The following is a 16,340-nucleotide window of genomic DNA, read 5'->3' as shown; positions in this document are numbered from 1 at the left end:
AACTGACAGACAAGGCAGGGATTGCGGCATGGATAAAGGGTGGGGCGTTGTCATTGTGGCAGCAGGTCGCGGAACCCGGATGGGGACGACCGAGAGCAAACAGTTTCTGTTGCTGCAGGACAAGCCCGTTTTCATACATACGCTTGAGGTATTTGCTGTGCTGGACGAGATCCGCGAGATGGTGCTGGTCACAGGAACCGCAGATGTTGAACGCTGCCAGGATTGGGTAAAAGAATACCAACTGGATTCACGTGTCCGTGTTATCCCCGGAGGGAAAGAGAGACAACATTCTGTCCATAAAGGCCTTGAGGCACTTGGGACGGATTGGGTTCTCGTTCACGACGGGGTACGTCCTTTTGTGAACCATGAGCAGATCAAGGAATGCATGGCGGCCGCCATATCTGGCGGTGGAGCAGCTGTACTGGCCGTTCCCGTGAAGGATACGATCAAACAAGTGAATGCGGAAGGAGTCGTTACAGCGACGCCAGACCGCAGCAGTCTGTGGAGCATTCAAACCCCGCAGGCTTTTCGTCTTTCTTCCCTGCTCTCCGCCTACGAATCAGCTGAGCAGGACGGATTTCTGGGGACAGATGATGCCATGCTGGCTGAACGTCAGGGAATGTCGGTCAAGGTTGTGGAAGGCAATTATACCAATATCAAATTAACAACGCCGGAAGATTTGCAATATGCTGCGTTTTTGCTGGGGGGAGAGAAGAAGCGATGATACGTGTAGGACAGGGATTTGATGTACATCAGCTGGTAGAGGGACGCCCGTGTATTATTGGCGGAGTAACGATTCCTTATGAAAAAGGACTGCTGGGTCACTCGGACGCAGACGTGCTGTTGCACGCGATTAGTGATGCCATTTTGGGTGCGCTGGCACTTGGGGATATTGGCAAACACTTCCCGGATACCGATCCGGAATTCAAAGATGCCGACAGCCTGAAATTGCTGGAACATGTATGGCAGCTTGTGAAGGATCGCGGGTATAAGCTAGGGAATATCGATTCAACGATTATTGCCCAGAAGCCAAAGATGGCTCCTTATATCCCACAGATGGCTGAGGTTATTGCCAAGGCACTGGAAGCGGATGTAACACAGGTGAACGTGAAAGCAACAACGACAGAGCAACTGGGATTCCCGGGACGGGGAGAGGGCATTGCCGCTCAATCCGTTGTTTGCCTTGTACGTGTGTGATATCATCAATCAATTAGTGACGGAGGGGATCATATGAGCACGGATATTCGTGTGCGTTACGCGCCGAGCCCAACGGGACACCTGCATATCGGGAATGCCCGTACGGCGTTGTTTAACTATTTATATGCCAAACATAATAACGGTAAATTCATTATTCGTATTGAAGATACGGACGTGAAACGGAATATTGCCGGTGGTGAAGAAAGCCAACTGAAATACCTGAAATGGCTCGGAATTGAGTGGGACGAAAGTATTGACGTGGGCGGAGAATACGGACCATACCGTCAAACGGAACGTCTGGACCTATATCGTAAATATACGCAGGAATTGCTGGATAAAGGTCTGGCTTACCGTTGCTTCTGCACGGAAGAAGAATTGGAGCAAGAGCGCGAGGAACAGTCAGCACGTGGAGAAACACCGCGTTATTCTGGCAAACACCGTGACCTGACTCCAGAGCAAATTAGTGCGTTTGAAGCGGAGGGCCGCGTAGCGAGTATTCGTTTCCGTGTGCCGGAAGAGCGCACATATACATTTGATGATATGGTTAAAGGCACAATCTCGTTCAACAGCAAGGAATCCGGTGACTTCGTCATTGTGAAAAAAGACGGCATTCCCACCTACAACTATGCCGTTGCTGTGGATGATCACTTGATGAAGATCTCCCACGTCTTGCGCGGGGAAGATCACATCTCGAACACGCCGCGTCAACTGATGATCTATGAAGCGCTTGGCTGGGAGCCACCGCAATTCGGTCATATGACGTTGATCGTGAATGAAAATCACAAGAAGCTGAGTAAACGGGATGAGTCCGTTATTCAGTTCATTGAGCAGTATGATCAGCTCGGCTATTTGCCTGAAGCGATGTTTAACTTCATTTCCTTACTCGGTTGGTCGCCGGAAGGGGAAGAAGAGATCTTCTCGCAAGAGCAACTGATCTCTATTTTTGATACGAAACGTCTGTCCAAGAGCCCGGCAGTATTTGATACACACAAGCTGGCCCACTTGAACAACCACTATATTAAACACGCTGATCCGGAACGTATTGCCGAAATGGCCATTCCGCATCTGCAAAAGGCTGGACGTATTTCTTCCGAGCTGTCTGCTGAACAAAAAGAATGGGCTTATACGCTGGTACACCTGTACCAGGAGCAAATGAATTCTGCCTCCGATATTGTCGAATTGTCGGAAGTATTCTTCCGTTCCAATCTGGAGCTTGAAAGTGAAGGAGAAGCAGTACTTGCGGAGGAGCAGGTGCCAACCGTACTGAAGGCATTTGCGGATAAAGTACAGGCGAGCGAAGAGTTTACTCCAAGCAAAATGGCTGCATTGATCAAGGAAGTACAGAAAGAAACCGGCTTTAAGGGCAAACAGCTCTTTATGCCAATTCGTGTAGCCTTGACTGGACAGACGCATGGACGGGATCTGAACCAAACGATCGTGCTTCTGGGTCGTGATACGGTGATCGAACGTTTGCTTGCACAAGTAAAATAATCTTAGTCGAAGACATTCCGTTTATTTGGAATCTGAACACAGTCCTACGATGGATAGATTACGTAGGAGGCTGTTGTCAGTCTGAGGCCTTTTCGCTATAATAACAACACAACGAATAATTGATATGATTTATCTAATAGAACAGCAAAGATCGGGAGGAGTAGACTGACCCGGACAGATTCAGAGAGGATGGTCCCGCAGCAAAGAGAGATTTCTTTGGATGCGGTGGCTGTGAACCATCCACTGTCCATCAGTCGAAATGCGCCCGTGAGCTGCACAGCCGAATCCGGCCCCGCCTTTGTCGATCATGACAAGGGAAAACGTTAGGATAGGTTGTGACGATTGGTTTCCGTTACCAAACCGCTTGAGGGCTCATTCTATTTAAGAATGGACCGAGCAGAGTGGGACCGCGATAAACGCCTCTGCAGCTAAATGCTGCAGGGGCGTTTTTTTGTTTAGGCGAGTGTGCAGTACACTACCAAGGAACGCGCCGTCCGGTAAGCCGGAGGACGGGAACCTGAACAAGAGGGGAACGAGCATGTTCAAGAAGATCAGATCAGATATCCAGGCGGTGTTTGAAAACGATCCGGCGGCCCGAGGTTGGTTTGAGGTGGTATTCACCTACTCAGGGCTGCATGCGATATGGGCACACCGGATCGCTCATTTTTTATACAAGCGAAGATGGTTCTCGGTTGCCCGATTCATTTCGCAGGTTAGCCGTTTTATGACAGGAATCGAGATACATCCTGGAGCTACGATCGGAAATCGGTTGTTTATTGACCATGGAATGGGCGTCGTTATTGGAGAAACATGTGAGATTGGCGATGATGTCGTTATCTATCAGGGGGTTACCCTGGGCGGAACAGGGAAAGAAAAAGGGAAGAGACATCCGACCATTGGTAATAATGTGGTTATCTCATCCGGAGCCAAGGTGCTGGGTTCATTTAGCGTGGGGGATCAGTGTAACATTGGTGCGAACTCCGTTGTGCTTAAGGAGGTCCCTTCCAATAGTACCGTGGTAGGTATACCGGGCAGAATTGTTAAACAGGATGGCCGACGGGTAGATCGCCTCAGTCAGCAATTGCCCGATCCGGTCGTTGACTCCTTGCGCGGTATGCAAAAAGAACTCGAACGATTGCAGGAAGAAGTACGTACACTGCAAAATGCCCGTGAAAATGAGACTGTGCGTGATACGTGATACAATAAATAAAGGCAGTATAGGATGAAAGGATAAGTGACCATGACGCTTCAGATTTATAATACGATGAGTCGTACCAAAGAGGAATTTGTTCCCCAAGAGCCAGGGAAAGTGAAAATGTATGTCTGCGGACCAACGGTATATGACTACATTCATATCGGGAATGCACGCCCGGTTATCTTTTTCGACACGGTTCGTGGATACCTGGAACAGACAGGACATGATGTGAACTATGTGGTGAACTTCACGGATGTGGACGATAAGTTGATTCGCAAAGCAGAACAACTTGGAACAGACGTTCCTCACGTGGCTGAGAAATTTATTGCTGCCTATTATGAAGACATTGAGGGATTGGGTATTCCCAAGGCAAGCAGCAATCCGAGAGTAACGGAAAACATGCCGCTGATCATTGATTTTATCCGTGAGCTGGTTGAAAAAGGATTTGCGTATGAAAATGGCGGTGACGTCTATTATCGCACAGGCAAATTCAGCGAATATGGCAAACTTTCGAAACAAAACCTGCAGGAGCTGCAATTTGGAATCCGTGTGGGTGTGGACGAGCGCAAAGAGCATCCCGAAGATTTTGTGCTCTGGAAGGCTGCCAAACCAGGTGAGATCTATTGGTCCAGTCCTTGGGGCGATGGTCGACCAGGCTGGCATATTGAGTGCTCCGCCATGGCTAGGGAGTACCTTGGGGATACACTGGACATTCACGGGGGTGGACAGGATTTGCAGTTCCCGCACCATGAGTGCGAATGCGCCCAATCCGAGGTATTAACAGGTAAACCACTTGCGAACTACTGGATGCATAATGGATTCATCCGGATTGATAACGAGAAGATGTCGAAATCACTCGGTAATGGTGTTCTGGTTAAAGACTTGCGGAATCAATATAAACGCGAAGCGATTCGTTATTTCATGTTGTCTACCCACTATCGCAATCCATTGAACTTCACGGATGATACGATGGAGCAGGCACAGAACAGTGTGGACCGGATTGCAAATGCGGTAGGTAACCTGAACCATCGTCTGAATGCAGTAACTGTTGATCAGGACATCACAGCAGAGTTTGCGGCAAGACTCGACCAAATTCGTCAGCAGTATCACGAGAAGATGCAGGATGATTTCAATACTCCTGATGCAATTACTGCGATGTTTGAGTGGGCAGGGGAAGCCAACCAACTGTTGCAGCAAGAAGTGGTTAATGCGGCAGACATTCGCGCACTCCTCGAGTTGTTCAGTGAATTGAATGCTGTACTGCGCATCTATACTGACGCAGAGCCAGAACTTCTGGATGAGGAAGTGGAACGTCTGATTGAAGAGCGTGTAGAAGCGCGCAAGTCCAAAAACTGGGCAAGAGCGGATGAAATTCGCGATGAATTGTCTGCGCGTGGCATTCTGCTCGAAGATACGGCGCAGGGCATGAGATGGCGGCGCAAATGAGCGAAGGACATCCAAATACACCAAAACAACAGGAGCAGGTCACAGAGGGAGGGTGGTTCCCTTATCCTCCTTCCAGACCTGCGAGGTTGATTCCACCTATTGCACTGGCCTATATTGGTGATGCGGTATATGAGGTAGCTGTTCGTCAATATCTGTTGTCGAAGGCCAACATGCGTCCCAATCATTTGCACCGTAGTGCAACCGGGTTGGTATCAGCGAAGGCACAGAGCCGCATACTTACAACGATTGAGGCTGAACTGACAGAGGAAGAACGTGATATCGTCCGGCAAGGGCGGAATGCCAAGTCGGGTAGTGTACCCAAAAATGCAGATGTGTTGGAATACAGACATGCCACGGCTTTTGAATGTCTCATTGGTTACCTCTACAGCAGTGGTCATCATGATCGCATGATTGAACTGATCGGGCTTGGCATTGAGCACGCGGAACAACAATCGCCATCACCGACAAAAAAATAGAAATTTCAACAAAACAACGCATTACAGAGAGGATCGAACAACGATGGAAGAAGAATGGATCGCCGGTAAACACTCCGTGACGGAGGCGCTGCGTTCAGGCCGGACCATTAATAAAATATGGATTGCCGATACAGCACAGAAACATCTGACTCAACCTATTATCTCGGAAGCTAAAAAACTAGGTATTGTCATTCAACACGTGGACAAGCGTAAGCTGGATCAAACGGTACCAGGCATTCAGCATCAGGGGGTAGTTGCTCAAGCGGCACCTTACGCTTATGTGGAGGTGGAAGACATTCTTGCCGCAGCAAAAGCGAAGAATGAGCATCCTTTCCTGATTCTGTTGGATGAGATTGAAGATCCTCATAACCTGGGGTCCATTTTGCGGACAGCAGATTGCACGGGTGCGCATGGCGTCATTGTACCGAAACGTCGCTCGGCAGCGGTAACCGTGACAGTATCCAAAACATCAGCAGGCGCTGTGGAGTACGTGCCAGTGGCTCGGGTAAGTAATCTTGGACAGACCATCGATCGCCTCAAAGAGGAAGGTGTATGGGTTGTAGGGACAGATGTCACGGCTCATGAAGGTGTCTTTGGTAATGGAGTCTTTACTGGCCCTGTGGCATTGGTAATCGGAAATGAGAACAAGGGAATGGGACGACTTATTCGTGAGAAATGCGATGTGCTGATCAAACTACCAATGCAAGGTCAGATTAATTCCCTGAATGCTTCCGTGGCAGCGGGGGTTGTCATGTACGAAGTGCTCCGCTCGCGTCAAGCGCAGGAATAGAAGGTATGGCTGATTCCCGTGATGTGCTTCTTGTAGACGGGTACAACATGATTGGCGACTGGCCGGAATTAACCAAACTGGCGGAAAGTGGGCTCGAAGAGGCGCGTAACAGGCTTCTCTTTCGTCTTGCAGACTACCAGGCTTTCTCCGGCCGGCGAGTCATTGTTGTGTTTGACGCCTACCTCGTGCCTGGACTCGGTAAATCCTTTACTCAGAGCAAAGTGCAGATCTATTTTACAAAGGAAAAAGAGACGGCAGACGAATGCATTGAGAGACTCGTTCGGGAACTAAGCATGCGAAGACGCCAAATCTATGTGGCTACGAGCGATATGGTAGAGCAACATGTCATTTTTGGACAGGGAGCGCTACGCGTATCTGCAAGGGAGTTGCTAATTGAAGTTGAGCAGAACGAAAAAGAATTAAAAAAACGACTGGAAGAAGATCAGGCGAAGACCACGCGTAACACACTCGGCGGTAAGTTAAGTCCCGATGTATTGAAAGAGTTTGAGCGATGGCGCCGGGAATAACAGCACGTTTTTACAAAATTTAGAATATTGAAACTCTTGACATTTATGTTATTGATGTTCTTTTTTAGGCAGAGCGTGGTTGACGGTGTGAGGTACCATCATATATACTGATCCTATATTTCATAGAGTAGAGTAACGGGGTACCTTGCGTTGCAGCCGGAGGGATTGTCTGTGAGTGTCGACCTCAAAGATATCATGTTATCTAAGTATGATTACCAAAGTGACGAAGACATTGTCGAAGCTTTCCGTGAAGGCGAAAGCGAAGCGTTAGAGTTTCTAATTAACAAATATCGTAACTTTGTACGCGCCAAGGCAAGATCTTATTTTCTGATTGGGGCAGACCGGGAAGATATTATTCAAGAAGGAATGATTGGCCTCTACAAATCCATTCGAGATTTCAAAGGGGACAAGCTGGCTTCGTTCAAGGCTTTTGCCGAACTGTGTATTACAAGACAGATCATCACGGCGATTAAGACAGCAACACGTCAGAAGCATATTCCGCTTAATTCTTATGTATCTCTGGACAAGCCTATTTATGACGAAGAGTCTGATCGTACGTTACTCGATGTGATTTGTGGAACCCAGGTCAGTGATCCGGAAGAACTTATCATCAATCAGGAAGAGTTTGTGGGCCTGGAAGATAAAATGTCCGAGATTCTGAGTGATCTGGAACGTAAAGTATTGATGTTGTATCTGGACGGGAGATCTTATCAAGAGATTGCAGTAGATTTGGACAGACATGTGAAGTCCATTGATAATGCACTTCAGCGCGTCAAGCGCAAACTTGAAAAGTACCTGGAAGTTCGAGATAATTAAACACATGTTGTCGTTGACGGAAAAGGCTCGGTGTTTGAGTCTTTTTTTAGTGTCTCAAGTTTATAAAATCTAAGAATGTTTATACTAGTAATCGCTCGGTCCAAGCAGGAGAAGAGAAAAACAGAGATGAGAAACGAATGTACGTTGTACGGAAGTAATACCCAATGAATGAAAGACTATTCTTTCATTGACATGGTTATACCCTTGTGATAAAGTGTTTTAGGTAGGCCTAAATTTATGGCTTTTTTTCAGGATCAATTTAGAGACTCTGCTTGAATGTGGAAGTCTTCGGGAGGTGTACATCATGCGGGTAATTATTACTTTGGCTTGTACTAACTGCAAACAAAGAAATTACACTACGACAAAAAACAAGCGTAATCACCCCGACCGCATGGAGATGAAGAAATTTTGCAAGTTTTGTAACGAGCAGACTTCTCATCGCGAAACCAGATAGTTTTTGGAGGTGTCGGCGTGAAACGAAGTTTCAAATCTCTGATTTCCTTTTTCTCAGAAAGCTGGGCTGAACTTAAAAAAGTTCGCTGGCCTAATCGTAAAGAGCTGACCAACTACACATTGATCGTACTTGGTACTGTTGTGGTTATGACGCTGTTTTTTTGGGTCATTGACATTGGCATCTCCTTTGTGATCGAAGCGATTATTTAAGAAGGGTTCCGGTGGCTTGATATGGAAAAAAGATGGTACGTCGTTCATACCTATTCAGGGTATGAGAACAAGGTCAAAGCCAATTTGGAAAAACGCGTAGAGTCTATGGGCATGGAAGACAAGATATTCCGCGTTCTTGTTCCTATGGAAGAAGAAGTGGTAAACAAGGACGGTAAGAAAAAAACCGTTATGCGTAAAGTTTACCCCGGTTATGTCTTGGTGGAAATGGTACAGACGGATGATTCTTGGTATGTTGTTCGCAACACACCAGGGGTTACAGGATTTGTCGGTTCGACAGGTTCTGGGTCCAAACCAACTGCATTGTTGCCTGAAGAAGTGGAACAAATTCTGAAGCACATGGGAATGGTTGAGCCTAAGCCGAAAATTGAGTTCGATATTAAGGAATCCGTGCGTATTAAAGTCGGTCCTTTTGCGAATTTCGTAGGCTCCGTGGAAGAAATTTTGGTAGAGAAAAGCAAGTTGAAAGTGCACGTGAACATGTTTGGACGGGAAACGCCGCTTGAGTTGGAATACACACAAGTGGAGAAGATCTAGTTTCTTCAAGTTTCTTGTGGGAGGGTTGAAAAACCCGTTAACCACTATTTTGCAAGGAGGTGTCAATCATGGCGAAAAAAGTTATTAAAATGGTAAAACTGCAGATTCCAGCAGGTAAAGCAAACCCAGCACCACCAGTAGGTCCAGCTTTGGGTCAAGCAGGTGTCAACATCATGGCATTCTGTAAAGAATTCAACGCTCGTACAGCTGATCAAGCGGGATTGATTATTCCAGTTGAAATTTCTGTATTCGAGGACCGTTCCTTTACTTTCATCACTAAAACTCCACCAGCAGCAGTTCTGTTGAAAGTGGCAGCTAAAGTTGAAAAAGGATCCGGCGAACCGAACAAGAAAAAAGTTGCTACTGTTAAACGTGATGCGGTACGTCAAATCGCAGAAACAAAAATGCCTGACCTGAATGCAGCAGACGTTGAGTCCGCTATGCGTATGGTCGAAGGTACTGCCCGCAGCATGGGTATCACCATCGAAGACTAATTTTCATAAGAAACATGGCTTCGTAAAACCGGTCGATTCGCGACCGGTTGATGTGGGAGGTATATCCGCTAACACCACAAAGGAGGAATAAAACATGGCTAAACACGGTAAAAAATACCTGGAAGCTGCTAAGCTGATTGACAGCGAAGCAACTTACGAGCCTTCAGAAGCTGTAGAGCTTGTGAAAAAGGCAGCTACTGCAAAATTCGATGAAACAATCGAAGCAGCAGTTCGTTTGGGTGTAGACCCTCGTAAGCAAGACCAGGCTGTACGTGGTGTTGTTGTCTTGCCACACGGCACAGGTAAAACACAACGCGTATTGGTATTTGCAAAAGGTGACAAAGCGAAAGAAGCGGAAGCGGCTGGCGCGGACTATGTTGGTGATGCAGACATGATCAACAAAATCCAACAAGGCTGGTTCGAATTCGACGTCTGCGTAGCGACACCAGATATGATGAGTGAAGTAGGTAAATTGGGCCGACTGCTCGGCGGTAAAGGTCTGATGCCTAACCCTAAAGCCGGAACGGTAACTTTCGATGTAACTAAGGCTGTTCAAGAAATTAAAGCCGGTAAAATCGAATATCGTCTGGATCGTGCAGGTCAAATTCATGCACCGATTGGTAAAGCTTCTTTCTCTTCTGAGCAACTTAATGAGAACTTCAAAGCTCTCATGGAAGCTCTGAATCGTGCTAAACCAGCGGCAGCAAAAGGTGTTTATCTGAAGAATGTTAGTCTTTCTTCCACGATGGGCCCTGGCGCACGCGTGAACGCAGCAGCTTTTAGATAATATCTCTTGACAGGCTTGTCCTGTTTTTGATAAGATATAAAAGTTGTGAGTCCGAGTGACTGACCGTTGACATTTGAATATGCTTGCCGTAGACAGTAGGTGCCATTTGGCTTAATTTCCTGCCGAGGTGTGATTATAGAACTTAGAACGATGCAAATCGATGATGAGTATATATCAAGCCTTCGTGATTCTACGGAGGCTTTTCTTAATGGGATAAATTTGATCAGGAGGTGTACAGATTGGCAAACGCAAAAGTGATTCAAGCAAAACAAGAATCCGTTGATGCAGTAACAGCAAAATTGCGCGAGAGCGTTACAACTGTTGTTGTTGACTATCGCGGATTGAACGTTGCCCAAGTAACTGAGTTGCGTAAGCAACTTCGTGAAGCAGGGATCGAATTCCAAGTGCTGAAAAACTCGTTGCTTCGCCGTGCAGCTGCAGCAGCAGAACTGACAGAACTTGAAAATGTTCTTACAGGTCCTACTGCAATTGCATTCAGCGTAGATGACGTTGTGGCTCCAGCTAAAATTCTGAACGACTTCGCGAAAAAGAACGATGCACTGGAATTGAAAGGTGCAGTCGTAGAAGGTCGCGTAATCGGAGTAGAAGAAGTTAAGGCATTGGCAGAACTGCCATCCCGCGATGGACTCCTCTCCATGCTCCTCAGCGTGCTTCAAGCGCCAGTGCGCAACTTCGCGCTTGCGGTTAAAGCAGTTGCAGAAAAAGAAGAACAAGGCGCGTAAGCAACTTGATCTGAATGCTGCTTAGGCGGCAAATGAATTAAAAAAAATAATATTATATATGGAGGTTCACTCATGAGTAAAGAGCAAATCTTGGAAGCAATCAAAGGCATGACTGTACTGGAATTGAACGATCTTGTTAAAGCAATCGAAGAAGAATTCGGCGTAACTGCTGCAGCTCCAGTAGCTGCTGCAGGTGCAGTAGCTTCTGCTGAAGCTGAGCAATCCGAGTTCGACGTAATCTTGACTAGCGCTGGTGCTTCCAAAATCAACGTTATCAAAGCAGTTCGCGAAATCACAGGTCTTGGCCTGAAAGAAGCAAAAGAATTGGTTGACAACGCTCCAAAAGCATTGAAAGAAAAAGTTGCTAAAGAAGAAGCAGAAGCGGTTAAAGCTAAGCTTGAAGAAGCTGGCGCTTCAGTTGAAGTTAAATAATTTAGCTATTACAAGCTAAATGAACAAAACAACAAACCCCTTGACTTATATCAAGGGGTTTGTTGCTGTAATTGTAAATGGAAAGTGAGTGAGGGCATGTCCAATCATTATTATTCGGACAAACCACAAGTGGCGCATGATCGCAGAGCAACTGAAGTGGTTCTTCGCGGATTCAGTCTGCGATTCGTGACGGATGCCGGTGTGTTTTCCAAAAACGGAATCGATTATGGCAGCAGAGTATTGATTGATGCGATAGAGTTGCCATCAGGGGCTCATGTTCTCGATGTGGGCTGTGGATACGGGCCAATGGGTCTTACAGCAGCCAAACTTGTACCGGATGGGCATGTCACCATGATCGATATCAACGAGAGAGCCGTTGAACTTTCCAGGGAAAATGCAAAAGCGAACGGAATTAACAATGTTACGGTATTGCAAAGTAATCTACTGGCTGAAGTAAAAAAGCAAGATTTTGACGTTATCCTAACCAACCCGCCTATACGGGCTGGGAAAGAGACGGTTCATACTATTTTCGAACAGGCACATCGCCATCTGAAGGTAGGCGGTTCGTTGTGGATTGTCATTCAGAAGAAACAAGGAGCCCCGTCAGCGAAAGCAAAATTGGAATCGTTGTTTGGAAGAGTGGAAGAAGTGACGAAGGATAAAGGCTATCGGATTTTCAAAGCGGTGAAATCGGAAGAGGTATCTACTAAAAGCTGAATCCGAGTTTGTAAAGTAAGCAGGGGATCATTTTTTTTGCAATAGGACTATTGACTTGAAATTCAGGTCGTGGTATAGTTGTAAAATGTCAGTATTAAGATGCCCTACTTGGCTTTAGCTAACTAAAAATGTCAACCTTTTTTTACGCCGAACGGGCTTATTATGCCTACGTTTGGCGTATAATATGTACATTTTGGGCAAACTGGGGATAAGAATGATTTGGAAAGACATCCGCCGATCAAAGTTGCTCTTTTTTCGAACGACATTTCGAGTAAGGGCTTTTCTTTATTTGTGGATGCATTGCTTTGCTCTGTATGTGTACCATTATAAGGTTACAAACAGAGGTTCGCAACGAAATTTTTAAAGTGAGTAGACATTGAGGGGTGAGTTTAAGTTGGCAGGACATCTTGTTCAATATGGTCGACGCACTCGGCGCAGTTATGCACGAATTAACGAGATACTCGAAGTTCCGAACCTGATTGAAATCCAACAAAAATCCTATGATTGGTTTTTGGAGGAAGGGTTGCGCGAAATGTTCCAGGATATCTCGCCGATCCAGGATTTTACAGGTAACTTGATTTTGGAATTTATCGATTACAGTCTCGGTGAACCGAAGTATACAGTAGACGACGCAAAAGAGCGTGACGTTACGTATGCAGCACCGCTTCGGGTCAAAGTCCGGCTCATTAATAAGGAAACCGGCGAAGTCAAAGAGCAGGAAGTATTCATGGGAGATTTCCCGCTGATGACCAACACGGGCACATTTATTATTAATGGTGCGGAACGGGTTATTGTCAGCCAGTTGGTTCGCTCTCCTAGCGTTTACTTCAGTACCAAAGTAGATAAAAACGCCAAAAAAACGTATACCGCTACAGTTATTCCTAACCGCGGCGCTTGGTTGGAACTGGAGATGGACGCGAAGGATGTTGTTTATGTCCGGATCGACCGTACACGTAAAATACCGGTTACGGTTCTCCTGCGTTCACTTGGTTTTGGCACAGATGCTGAGATTCTGGATCTGCTCGGTAATGACGAATATATCCGCAACACACTGGACAAAGACAACACGGATTCCACGGAGAAAGCACTCATTGAGATCTATGAGCGTCTTCGTCCGGGCGAGCCTCCAACGCTTGATAATGCGAAAAGCTTGCTCGTAGCACGTTTCTTTGATCCAAAACGTTATGACCTGGCTAATGTAGGTCGTTACAAAATGAACAAAAAGCTTCACATCAAAAACCGTTTGTTTAACCAGCGTTTGGCTGAATCACTTGTTGACGCTGAAACAGGCGAGATTATTGCTGAAGCAGGTCAAATGGTGGATCGTCGCTTGTTGGATGAAATCATGCCGTATCTGGAGAAGAGCGTTGGTTTCCGCACGTACCACGTGGGTAACGGTGTTCTGGATGCTAATGATGTTCCTATGCAAACGATCGATGTATTTTCACCAACAGAAGATGGTAAAGTAGTCAAACTGATTGCCAATGGAATCATTGACAAGTCCGTTAAAAACGTGACACCGGCGGATATCATTTCGTCCATCAGTTATTTCCTTAACCTTCTGCAGGGAATTGGTAGCACGGATGATATCGATCATCTGGGTAACCGTCGTTTGCGTTCGGTGGGTGAACTCCTGCAGAACCAGTTCCGTATTGGTTTGTCCCGTATGGAGCGTGTGGTTCGTGAGAGAATGTCCATTCAGGATGCTAACGTAATTACACCACAGGCTTTGATTAACATACGTCCTGTTATTGCATCCATTAAAGAGTTCTTTGGTAGCTCTCAGCTGTCACAGTTTATGGATCAAACGAACCCGCTGGGTGAGTTGACACATAAACGTCGTTTGTCCGCACTCGGACCCGGTGGTTTGACGCGTGAGCGCGCAGGTATGGAAGTGCGTGACGTCCATCCATCCCACTATGGCCGTATGTGTCCAATCGAGACGCCAGAGGGACCAAACATCGGTTTGATCAACTCCTTGTCTACGTTCGCCCGTGTGAATGAATATGGCTTTATTGAAGCTCCATATCGTTGGGTTGATCCGAAGACAGGTATTGTAACCGAGCAAATTGATTACCTGACAGCGGACGAAGAGGACAACTATGTTATCGCGCAAGCGAATGCGAAGCTGAATGAAGATAGTACATTTGAAGAAGAAGCGATCATTGTACGTTATAACAAACAGTCGGATAACATCCTTACGATGCCGAGTGAGCGCGTTGACTACATGGACGTATCTCCTAAGCAAGTTGTATCCGTCGCTACAGCGCTTATTCCGTTCCTTGAGAACGATGACTCCAACCGTGCGCTCATGGGATCAAACATGCAGCGGCAGGCCGTTCCACTTTTGATTCCTAAAGCACCACTTGTGGGAACAGGTATGGAACACAAAGCCGCGAAAGATTCCGGTGTATGTATTGTCTCCGATTATGACGGAATTATTGAACGATCTACTGCGAACGAGATTTGGGTCCGTCGTGTTGAAGAAGTGGACGGTCAGGAAGTTAAAGGCGATATCGTTAAATATAAATTACACAAATTTATGCGTTCGAACCAAGGAACATGCATTAACCAGCGTCCGATTGTTAAAAGAGGTGCCGCTGTCAAAGCTGGCGATATCCTCGCTGATGGTCCTTCAACGGAAATGGGTGAATTGGCTCTGGGACGTAACGTTGTTGTTGCCTTCATGACTTGGGAAGGTTACAACTACGAGGATGCGATCTTGCTCAGTGAAAAACTCGTTAAGGAAGATGTGTACACATCCATCCATATCGAGGAGTATGAGTCAGAAGCACGTGATACCAAGCTTGGACCTGAAGAGATCACACGTGATATCCCTAACGTTGGGGAAGAAGCGTTGCGTAACTTGGATGAGCGCGGTATTATCCGCATCGGTGCTGAGATCAGTGCTGGCGACATTCTGGTTGGTAAAGTAACACCTAAGGGTGTAACAGAGCTGACAGCAGAAGAACGTCTCTTGCATGCGATCTTTGGTGAGAAAGCACGTGAAGTACGTGATACTTCCTTGCGTGTACCACATGGTACTGACGGTATCGTAGTAGACGTGAAAGTATTTACCCGTGAAAACGGTGATGAGCTGCCTCCAGGTGTTAACCAACTCGTTCGTGTATATATCGCTCAAAAACGGAAAATTTCCGAGGGTGATAAAATGGCCGGACGTCACGGTAACAAAGGGGTCGTGGCCCGCATCTTGCCGGAAGAAGATATGCCTTTCCTGCCAGACGGTACACCGGTTCAGATCGTTCTTAACCCACTGGGCGTACCTTCCCGGATGAATATCGGTCAAGTACTCGAGGTTCACTTGGGTATGGCGGCGATGCAACTGGGTATTCACGTAGCAACTCCTGTATTCGACGGAGCGAAGGAGTATGACGTCTTCGATACGATGGAAGAAGCGGGTATGCAACGTAATGGTAAAACGGTCCTGTATGATGGTCGTACAGGTGAAGAGTTTGAACGTGAAGTTACCGTAGGTGTCATGCACATGATCAAACTGGCACACATGGTTGATGATAAAATCCATGCCCGTTCCACGGGTCCTTACTCACTTGTTACGCAACAGCCATTGGGCGGTAAAGCCCAATTTGGTGGACAGCGTTTCGGGGAGATGGAAGTATGGGCGCTTGAGGCATACGGTGCTGCTTATACGCTGCAAGAAATCTTGACTGTTAAATCCGATGACGTTGTTGGTCGGGTTAAAACGTATGAATCCATTGTCAAAGGTGAGAATGTTCCGGAACCAGGTGTTCCTGAATCATTCAAAGTATTGATCAAAGAGCTGCAAAGCTTGGGTATGGACGTTAAGATTTTGAGTGAAGATGAGCAAGAGATTGAAATGAGAGAAATGGACGATGAAGATGACGCTGCGAGCGATAAGCTCAGCCTCAACCTTGAGGGTACAGAGGTCGGAGCGGAATAAACCGCTTCGAGCGCATGATGACCGGCGTTTTTCATCAGGCTCACGTCTTGCTCCGGCTTCGGCCGGAGTGG

At 46.7% G+C, this 16,340-nt stretch carries 18 protein-coding genes and 1 other annotated feature; all 18 genes read left to right on the top strand.

The genetic code is table 11. The features are described from left to right. Nucleotides 1-28 precede the first annotated feature (28 nt). The 18 genes from ispD to rpoB all read left to right on the top strand — a co-directional run bounded on the left by ispD (nucleotide 29) and on the right by rpoB (nucleotide 16,269). The gene (gene ispD / locus MHI55_RS27750) at nucleotides 29-724 is read left to right on the top strand and encodes a 2-C-methyl-D-erythritol 4-phosphate cytidylyltransferase (RefSeq protein WP_340387710.1); all 696 of its coding nucleotides are present in this window, start codon (nucleotides 29-31) and stop codon (nucleotides 722-724) included. Beyond that, nucleotides 721-1,197, top strand: coding sequence for a 2-C-methyl-D-erythritol 2,4-cyclodiphosphate synthase (gene ispF / locus MHI55_RS27745; protein ID WP_017692052.1), 477 nt, complete (start codon nucleotides 721-723; stop codon nucleotides 1,195-1,197). The genes ispD and ispF overlap by 4 nt, the downstream gene beginning before the upstream one ends. A gap of 33 nt (nucleotides 1,198-1,230) precedes the next feature. Further along, nucleotides 1,231-2,688: a glutamate--tRNA ligase gene (gene gltX, locus MHI55_RS27740; RefSeq protein WP_036607153.1), complete on the top strand. Its 1,458-nt coding sequence runs from the start codon at nucleotides 1,231-1,233 to the stop codon at nucleotides 2,686-2,688. Nucleotides 2,689-3,226: 538 nt separating this feature from the next. Then, nucleotides 3,227-3,886, top strand: a complete 660-nt coding sequence (gene cysE, locus MHI55_RS27735) for a serine O-acetyltransferase (RefSeq protein ID WP_036607155.1) — start codon at nucleotides 3,227-3,229, stop codon at nucleotides 3,884-3,886. 42 nt (nucleotides 3,887-3,928) lie between these two features. Then, nucleotides 3,929-5,329: a cysteine--tRNA ligase gene (cysS, locus tag MHI55_RS27730; RefSeq protein ID WP_036607158.1), complete on the top strand. Its 1,401-nt coding sequence runs from the start codon at nucleotides 3,929-3,931 to the stop codon at nucleotides 5,327-5,329. After that, nucleotides 5,326-5,805, top strand: coding sequence for a ribonuclease III domain-containing protein (locus tag MHI55_RS27725; RefSeq protein ID WP_036607160.1), 480 nt, complete (start codon nucleotides 5,326-5,328; stop codon nucleotides 5,803-5,805). Before cysS ends, MHI55_RS27725 begins: the two co-directional genes overlap by 4 nt. Nucleotides 5,806-5,848: 43 nt before the next feature. Then, nucleotides 5,849-6,595: a 23S rRNA (guanosine(2251)-2'-O)-methyltransferase RlmB gene (gene rlmB, locus MHI55_RS27720; RefSeq protein WP_017692057.1), complete on the top strand. Its 747-nt coding sequence runs from the start codon at nucleotides 5,849-5,851 to the stop codon at nucleotides 6,593-6,595. A gap of 5 nt (nucleotides 6,596-6,600) precedes the next feature. Beyond that, nucleotides 6,601-7,122: an NYN domain-containing protein gene (locus MHI55_RS27715; protein ID WP_036607162.1), complete on the top strand. Its 522-nt coding sequence runs from the start codon at nucleotides 6,601-6,603 to the stop codon at nucleotides 7,120-7,122. 171 nt (nucleotides 7,123-7,293) lie between these two features. Further along, complete coding sequence (gene sigH, locus MHI55_RS27710; protein ID WP_017692059.1) at nucleotides 7,294-7,938, top strand: RNA polymerase sporulation sigma factor SigH; 645 nt, start codon at nucleotides 7,294-7,296, stop codon at nucleotides 7,936-7,938. Between the two features lie 304 nt (nucleotides 7,939-8,242). Further along, entirely contained in the window at nucleotides 8,243-8,392 is a 150-nt protein-coding gene (gene rpmG, locus MHI55_RS27705; RefSeq protein ID WP_072735843.1) for a 50S ribosomal protein L33, read from the top strand. 17 nt (nucleotides 8,393-8,409) lie between these two features. Further along, on the top strand, nucleotides 8,410-8,601 hold the full coding sequence (gene secE, locus MHI55_RS27700; RefSeq protein WP_017692060.1) for a preprotein translocase subunit SecE: 192 nt from the start codon (nucleotides 8,410-8,412) through the stop codon (nucleotides 8,599-8,601). Nucleotides 8,602-8,622: 21 nt separating this feature from the next. Further along, a complete protein-coding gene (gene nusG, locus MHI55_RS27695) occupies nucleotides 8,623-9,156 on the top strand; it encodes a transcription termination/antitermination protein NusG (RefSeq protein ID WP_036607165.1) in 534 nt (177 codons plus the stop codon). A 68-nt stretch (nucleotides 9,157-9,224) separates the two neighbouring features. Beyond that, nucleotides 9,225-9,650 (top strand): 50S ribosomal protein L11, encoded by a 426-nt coding sequence (rplK, locus tag MHI55_RS27690; protein ID WP_017692062.1) that lies wholly within the window; start codon nucleotides 9,225-9,227, stop codon nucleotides 9,648-9,650. Nucleotides 9,651-9,744: 94 nt separating this feature from the next. Further along, on the top strand, nucleotides 9,745-10,437 hold the full coding sequence (gene rplA / locus MHI55_RS27685) for a 50S ribosomal protein L1 (RefSeq protein WP_017692063.1): 693 nt from the start codon (nucleotides 9,745-9,747) through the stop codon (nucleotides 10,435-10,437). Nucleotides 10,438-10,505: 68 nt separating this feature from the next. Then, nucleotides 10,506-10,653 (top strand) — a sequence feature (ribosomal protein L10 leader region). A gap of 23 nt (nucleotides 10,654-10,676) precedes the next feature. Beyond that, on the top strand, nucleotides 10,677-11,180 hold the full coding sequence (gene rplJ, locus MHI55_RS27680; RefSeq protein WP_047841127.1) for a 50S ribosomal protein L10: 504 nt from the start codon (nucleotides 10,677-10,679) through the stop codon (nucleotides 11,178-11,180). Nucleotides 11,181-11,252: 72 nt separating this feature from the next. Next, nucleotides 11,253-11,612: a 50S ribosomal protein L7/L12 gene (gene rplL / locus MHI55_RS27675; RefSeq protein WP_017692065.1), complete on the top strand. Its 360-nt coding sequence runs from the start codon at nucleotides 11,253-11,255 to the stop codon at nucleotides 11,610-11,612. A gap of 96 nt (nucleotides 11,613-11,708) precedes the next feature. Further along, nucleotides 11,709-12,329 carry a class I SAM-dependent methyltransferase gene (locus tag MHI55_RS27670; protein WP_036671575.1) on the top strand — a complete coding sequence of 207 codons (621 nt, stop codon included), beginning with the start codon at nucleotides 11,709-11,711 and terminating at the stop codon, nucleotides 12,327-12,329. A 394-nt stretch (nucleotides 12,330-12,723) separates the two neighbouring features. After that, nucleotides 12,724-16,269: a DNA-directed RNA polymerase subunit beta gene (gene rpoB, locus MHI55_RS27665; RefSeq protein WP_036671573.1), complete on the top strand. Its 3,546-nt coding sequence runs from the start codon at nucleotides 12,724-12,726 to the stop codon at nucleotides 16,267-16,269. Nucleotides 16,270-16,340: the final 71 nt, after the last annotated feature.

The organism is Paenibacillus sp. FSL E2-0151 (assembly GCF_037993015.1).
GTDB lineage: Bacteria > Bacillota > Bacilli > Paenibacillales > Paenibacillaceae > Paenibacillus > Paenibacillus amylolyticus.
Note: the sequence above shows the minus strand (reverse complement) of the source record. Positions and strands in the feature narration are given on the sequence as shown.

What these genes read in the sequence shown, in the direction of transcription:
- rplL (WP_017692065.1), top strand. Translation starts at nt 11,253, where the DNA reads ATGAGTAAAGAGCAAATCTTGGAAGCAATCAAAGGCATGACTGTACTG.
- ispF (WP_017692052.1), top strand. Translation starts at nt 721, where the DNA reads ATGATACGTGTAGGACAGGGATTTGATGTACATCAGCTGGTAGAGGGA.
- ispD (WP_340387710.1), top strand. Translation starts at nt 29, where the DNA reads ATGGATAAAGGGTGGGGCGTTGTCATTGTGGCAGCAGGTCGCGGAACC.
- rplK (WP_017692062.1), top strand. Translation starts at nt 9,225, where the DNA reads ATGGCGAAAAAAGTTATTAAAATGGTAAAACTGCAGATTCCAGCAGGT.
- gltX (WP_036607153.1), top strand. Translation starts at nt 1,231, where the DNA reads ATGAGCACGGATATTCGTGTGCGTTACGCGCCGAGCCCAACGGGACAC.
- MHI55_RS27670 (WP_036671575.1), top strand. Translation starts at nt 11,709, where the DNA reads ATGTCCAATCATTATTATTCGGACAAACCACAAGTGGCGCATGATCGC.
- MHI55_RS27715 (WP_036607162.1), top strand. Translation starts at nt 6,601, where the DNA reads ATGGCTGATTCCCGTGATGTGCTTCTTGTAGACGGGTACAACATGATT.
- nusG (WP_036607165.1), top strand. Translation starts at nt 8,623, where the DNA reads ATGGAAAAAAGATGGTACGTCGTTCATACCTATTCAGGGTATGAGAAC.
- cysS (WP_036607158.1), top strand. Translation starts at nt 3,929, where the DNA reads ATGACGCTTCAGATTTATAATACGATGAGTCGTACCAAAGAGGAATTT.
- cysE (WP_036607155.1), top strand. Translation starts at nt 3,227, where the DNA reads ATGTTCAAGAAGATCAGATCAGATATCCAGGCGGTGTTTGAAAACGAT.
- rpmG (WP_072735843.1), top strand. Translation starts at nt 8,243, where the DNA reads ATGCGGGTAATTATTACTTTGGCTTGTACTAACTGCAAACAAAGAAAT.
- rlmB (WP_017692057.1), top strand. Translation starts at nt 5,849, where the DNA reads ATGGAAGAAGAATGGATCGCCGGTAAACACTCCGTGACGGAGGCGCTG.
- rplA (WP_017692063.1), top strand. Translation starts at nt 9,745, where the DNA reads ATGGCTAAACACGGTAAAAAATACCTGGAAGCTGCTAAGCTGATTGAC.
- MHI55_RS27725 (WP_036607160.1), top strand. Translation starts at nt 5,326, where the DNA reads ATGAGCGAAGGACATCCAAATACACCAAAACAACAGGAGCAGGTCACA.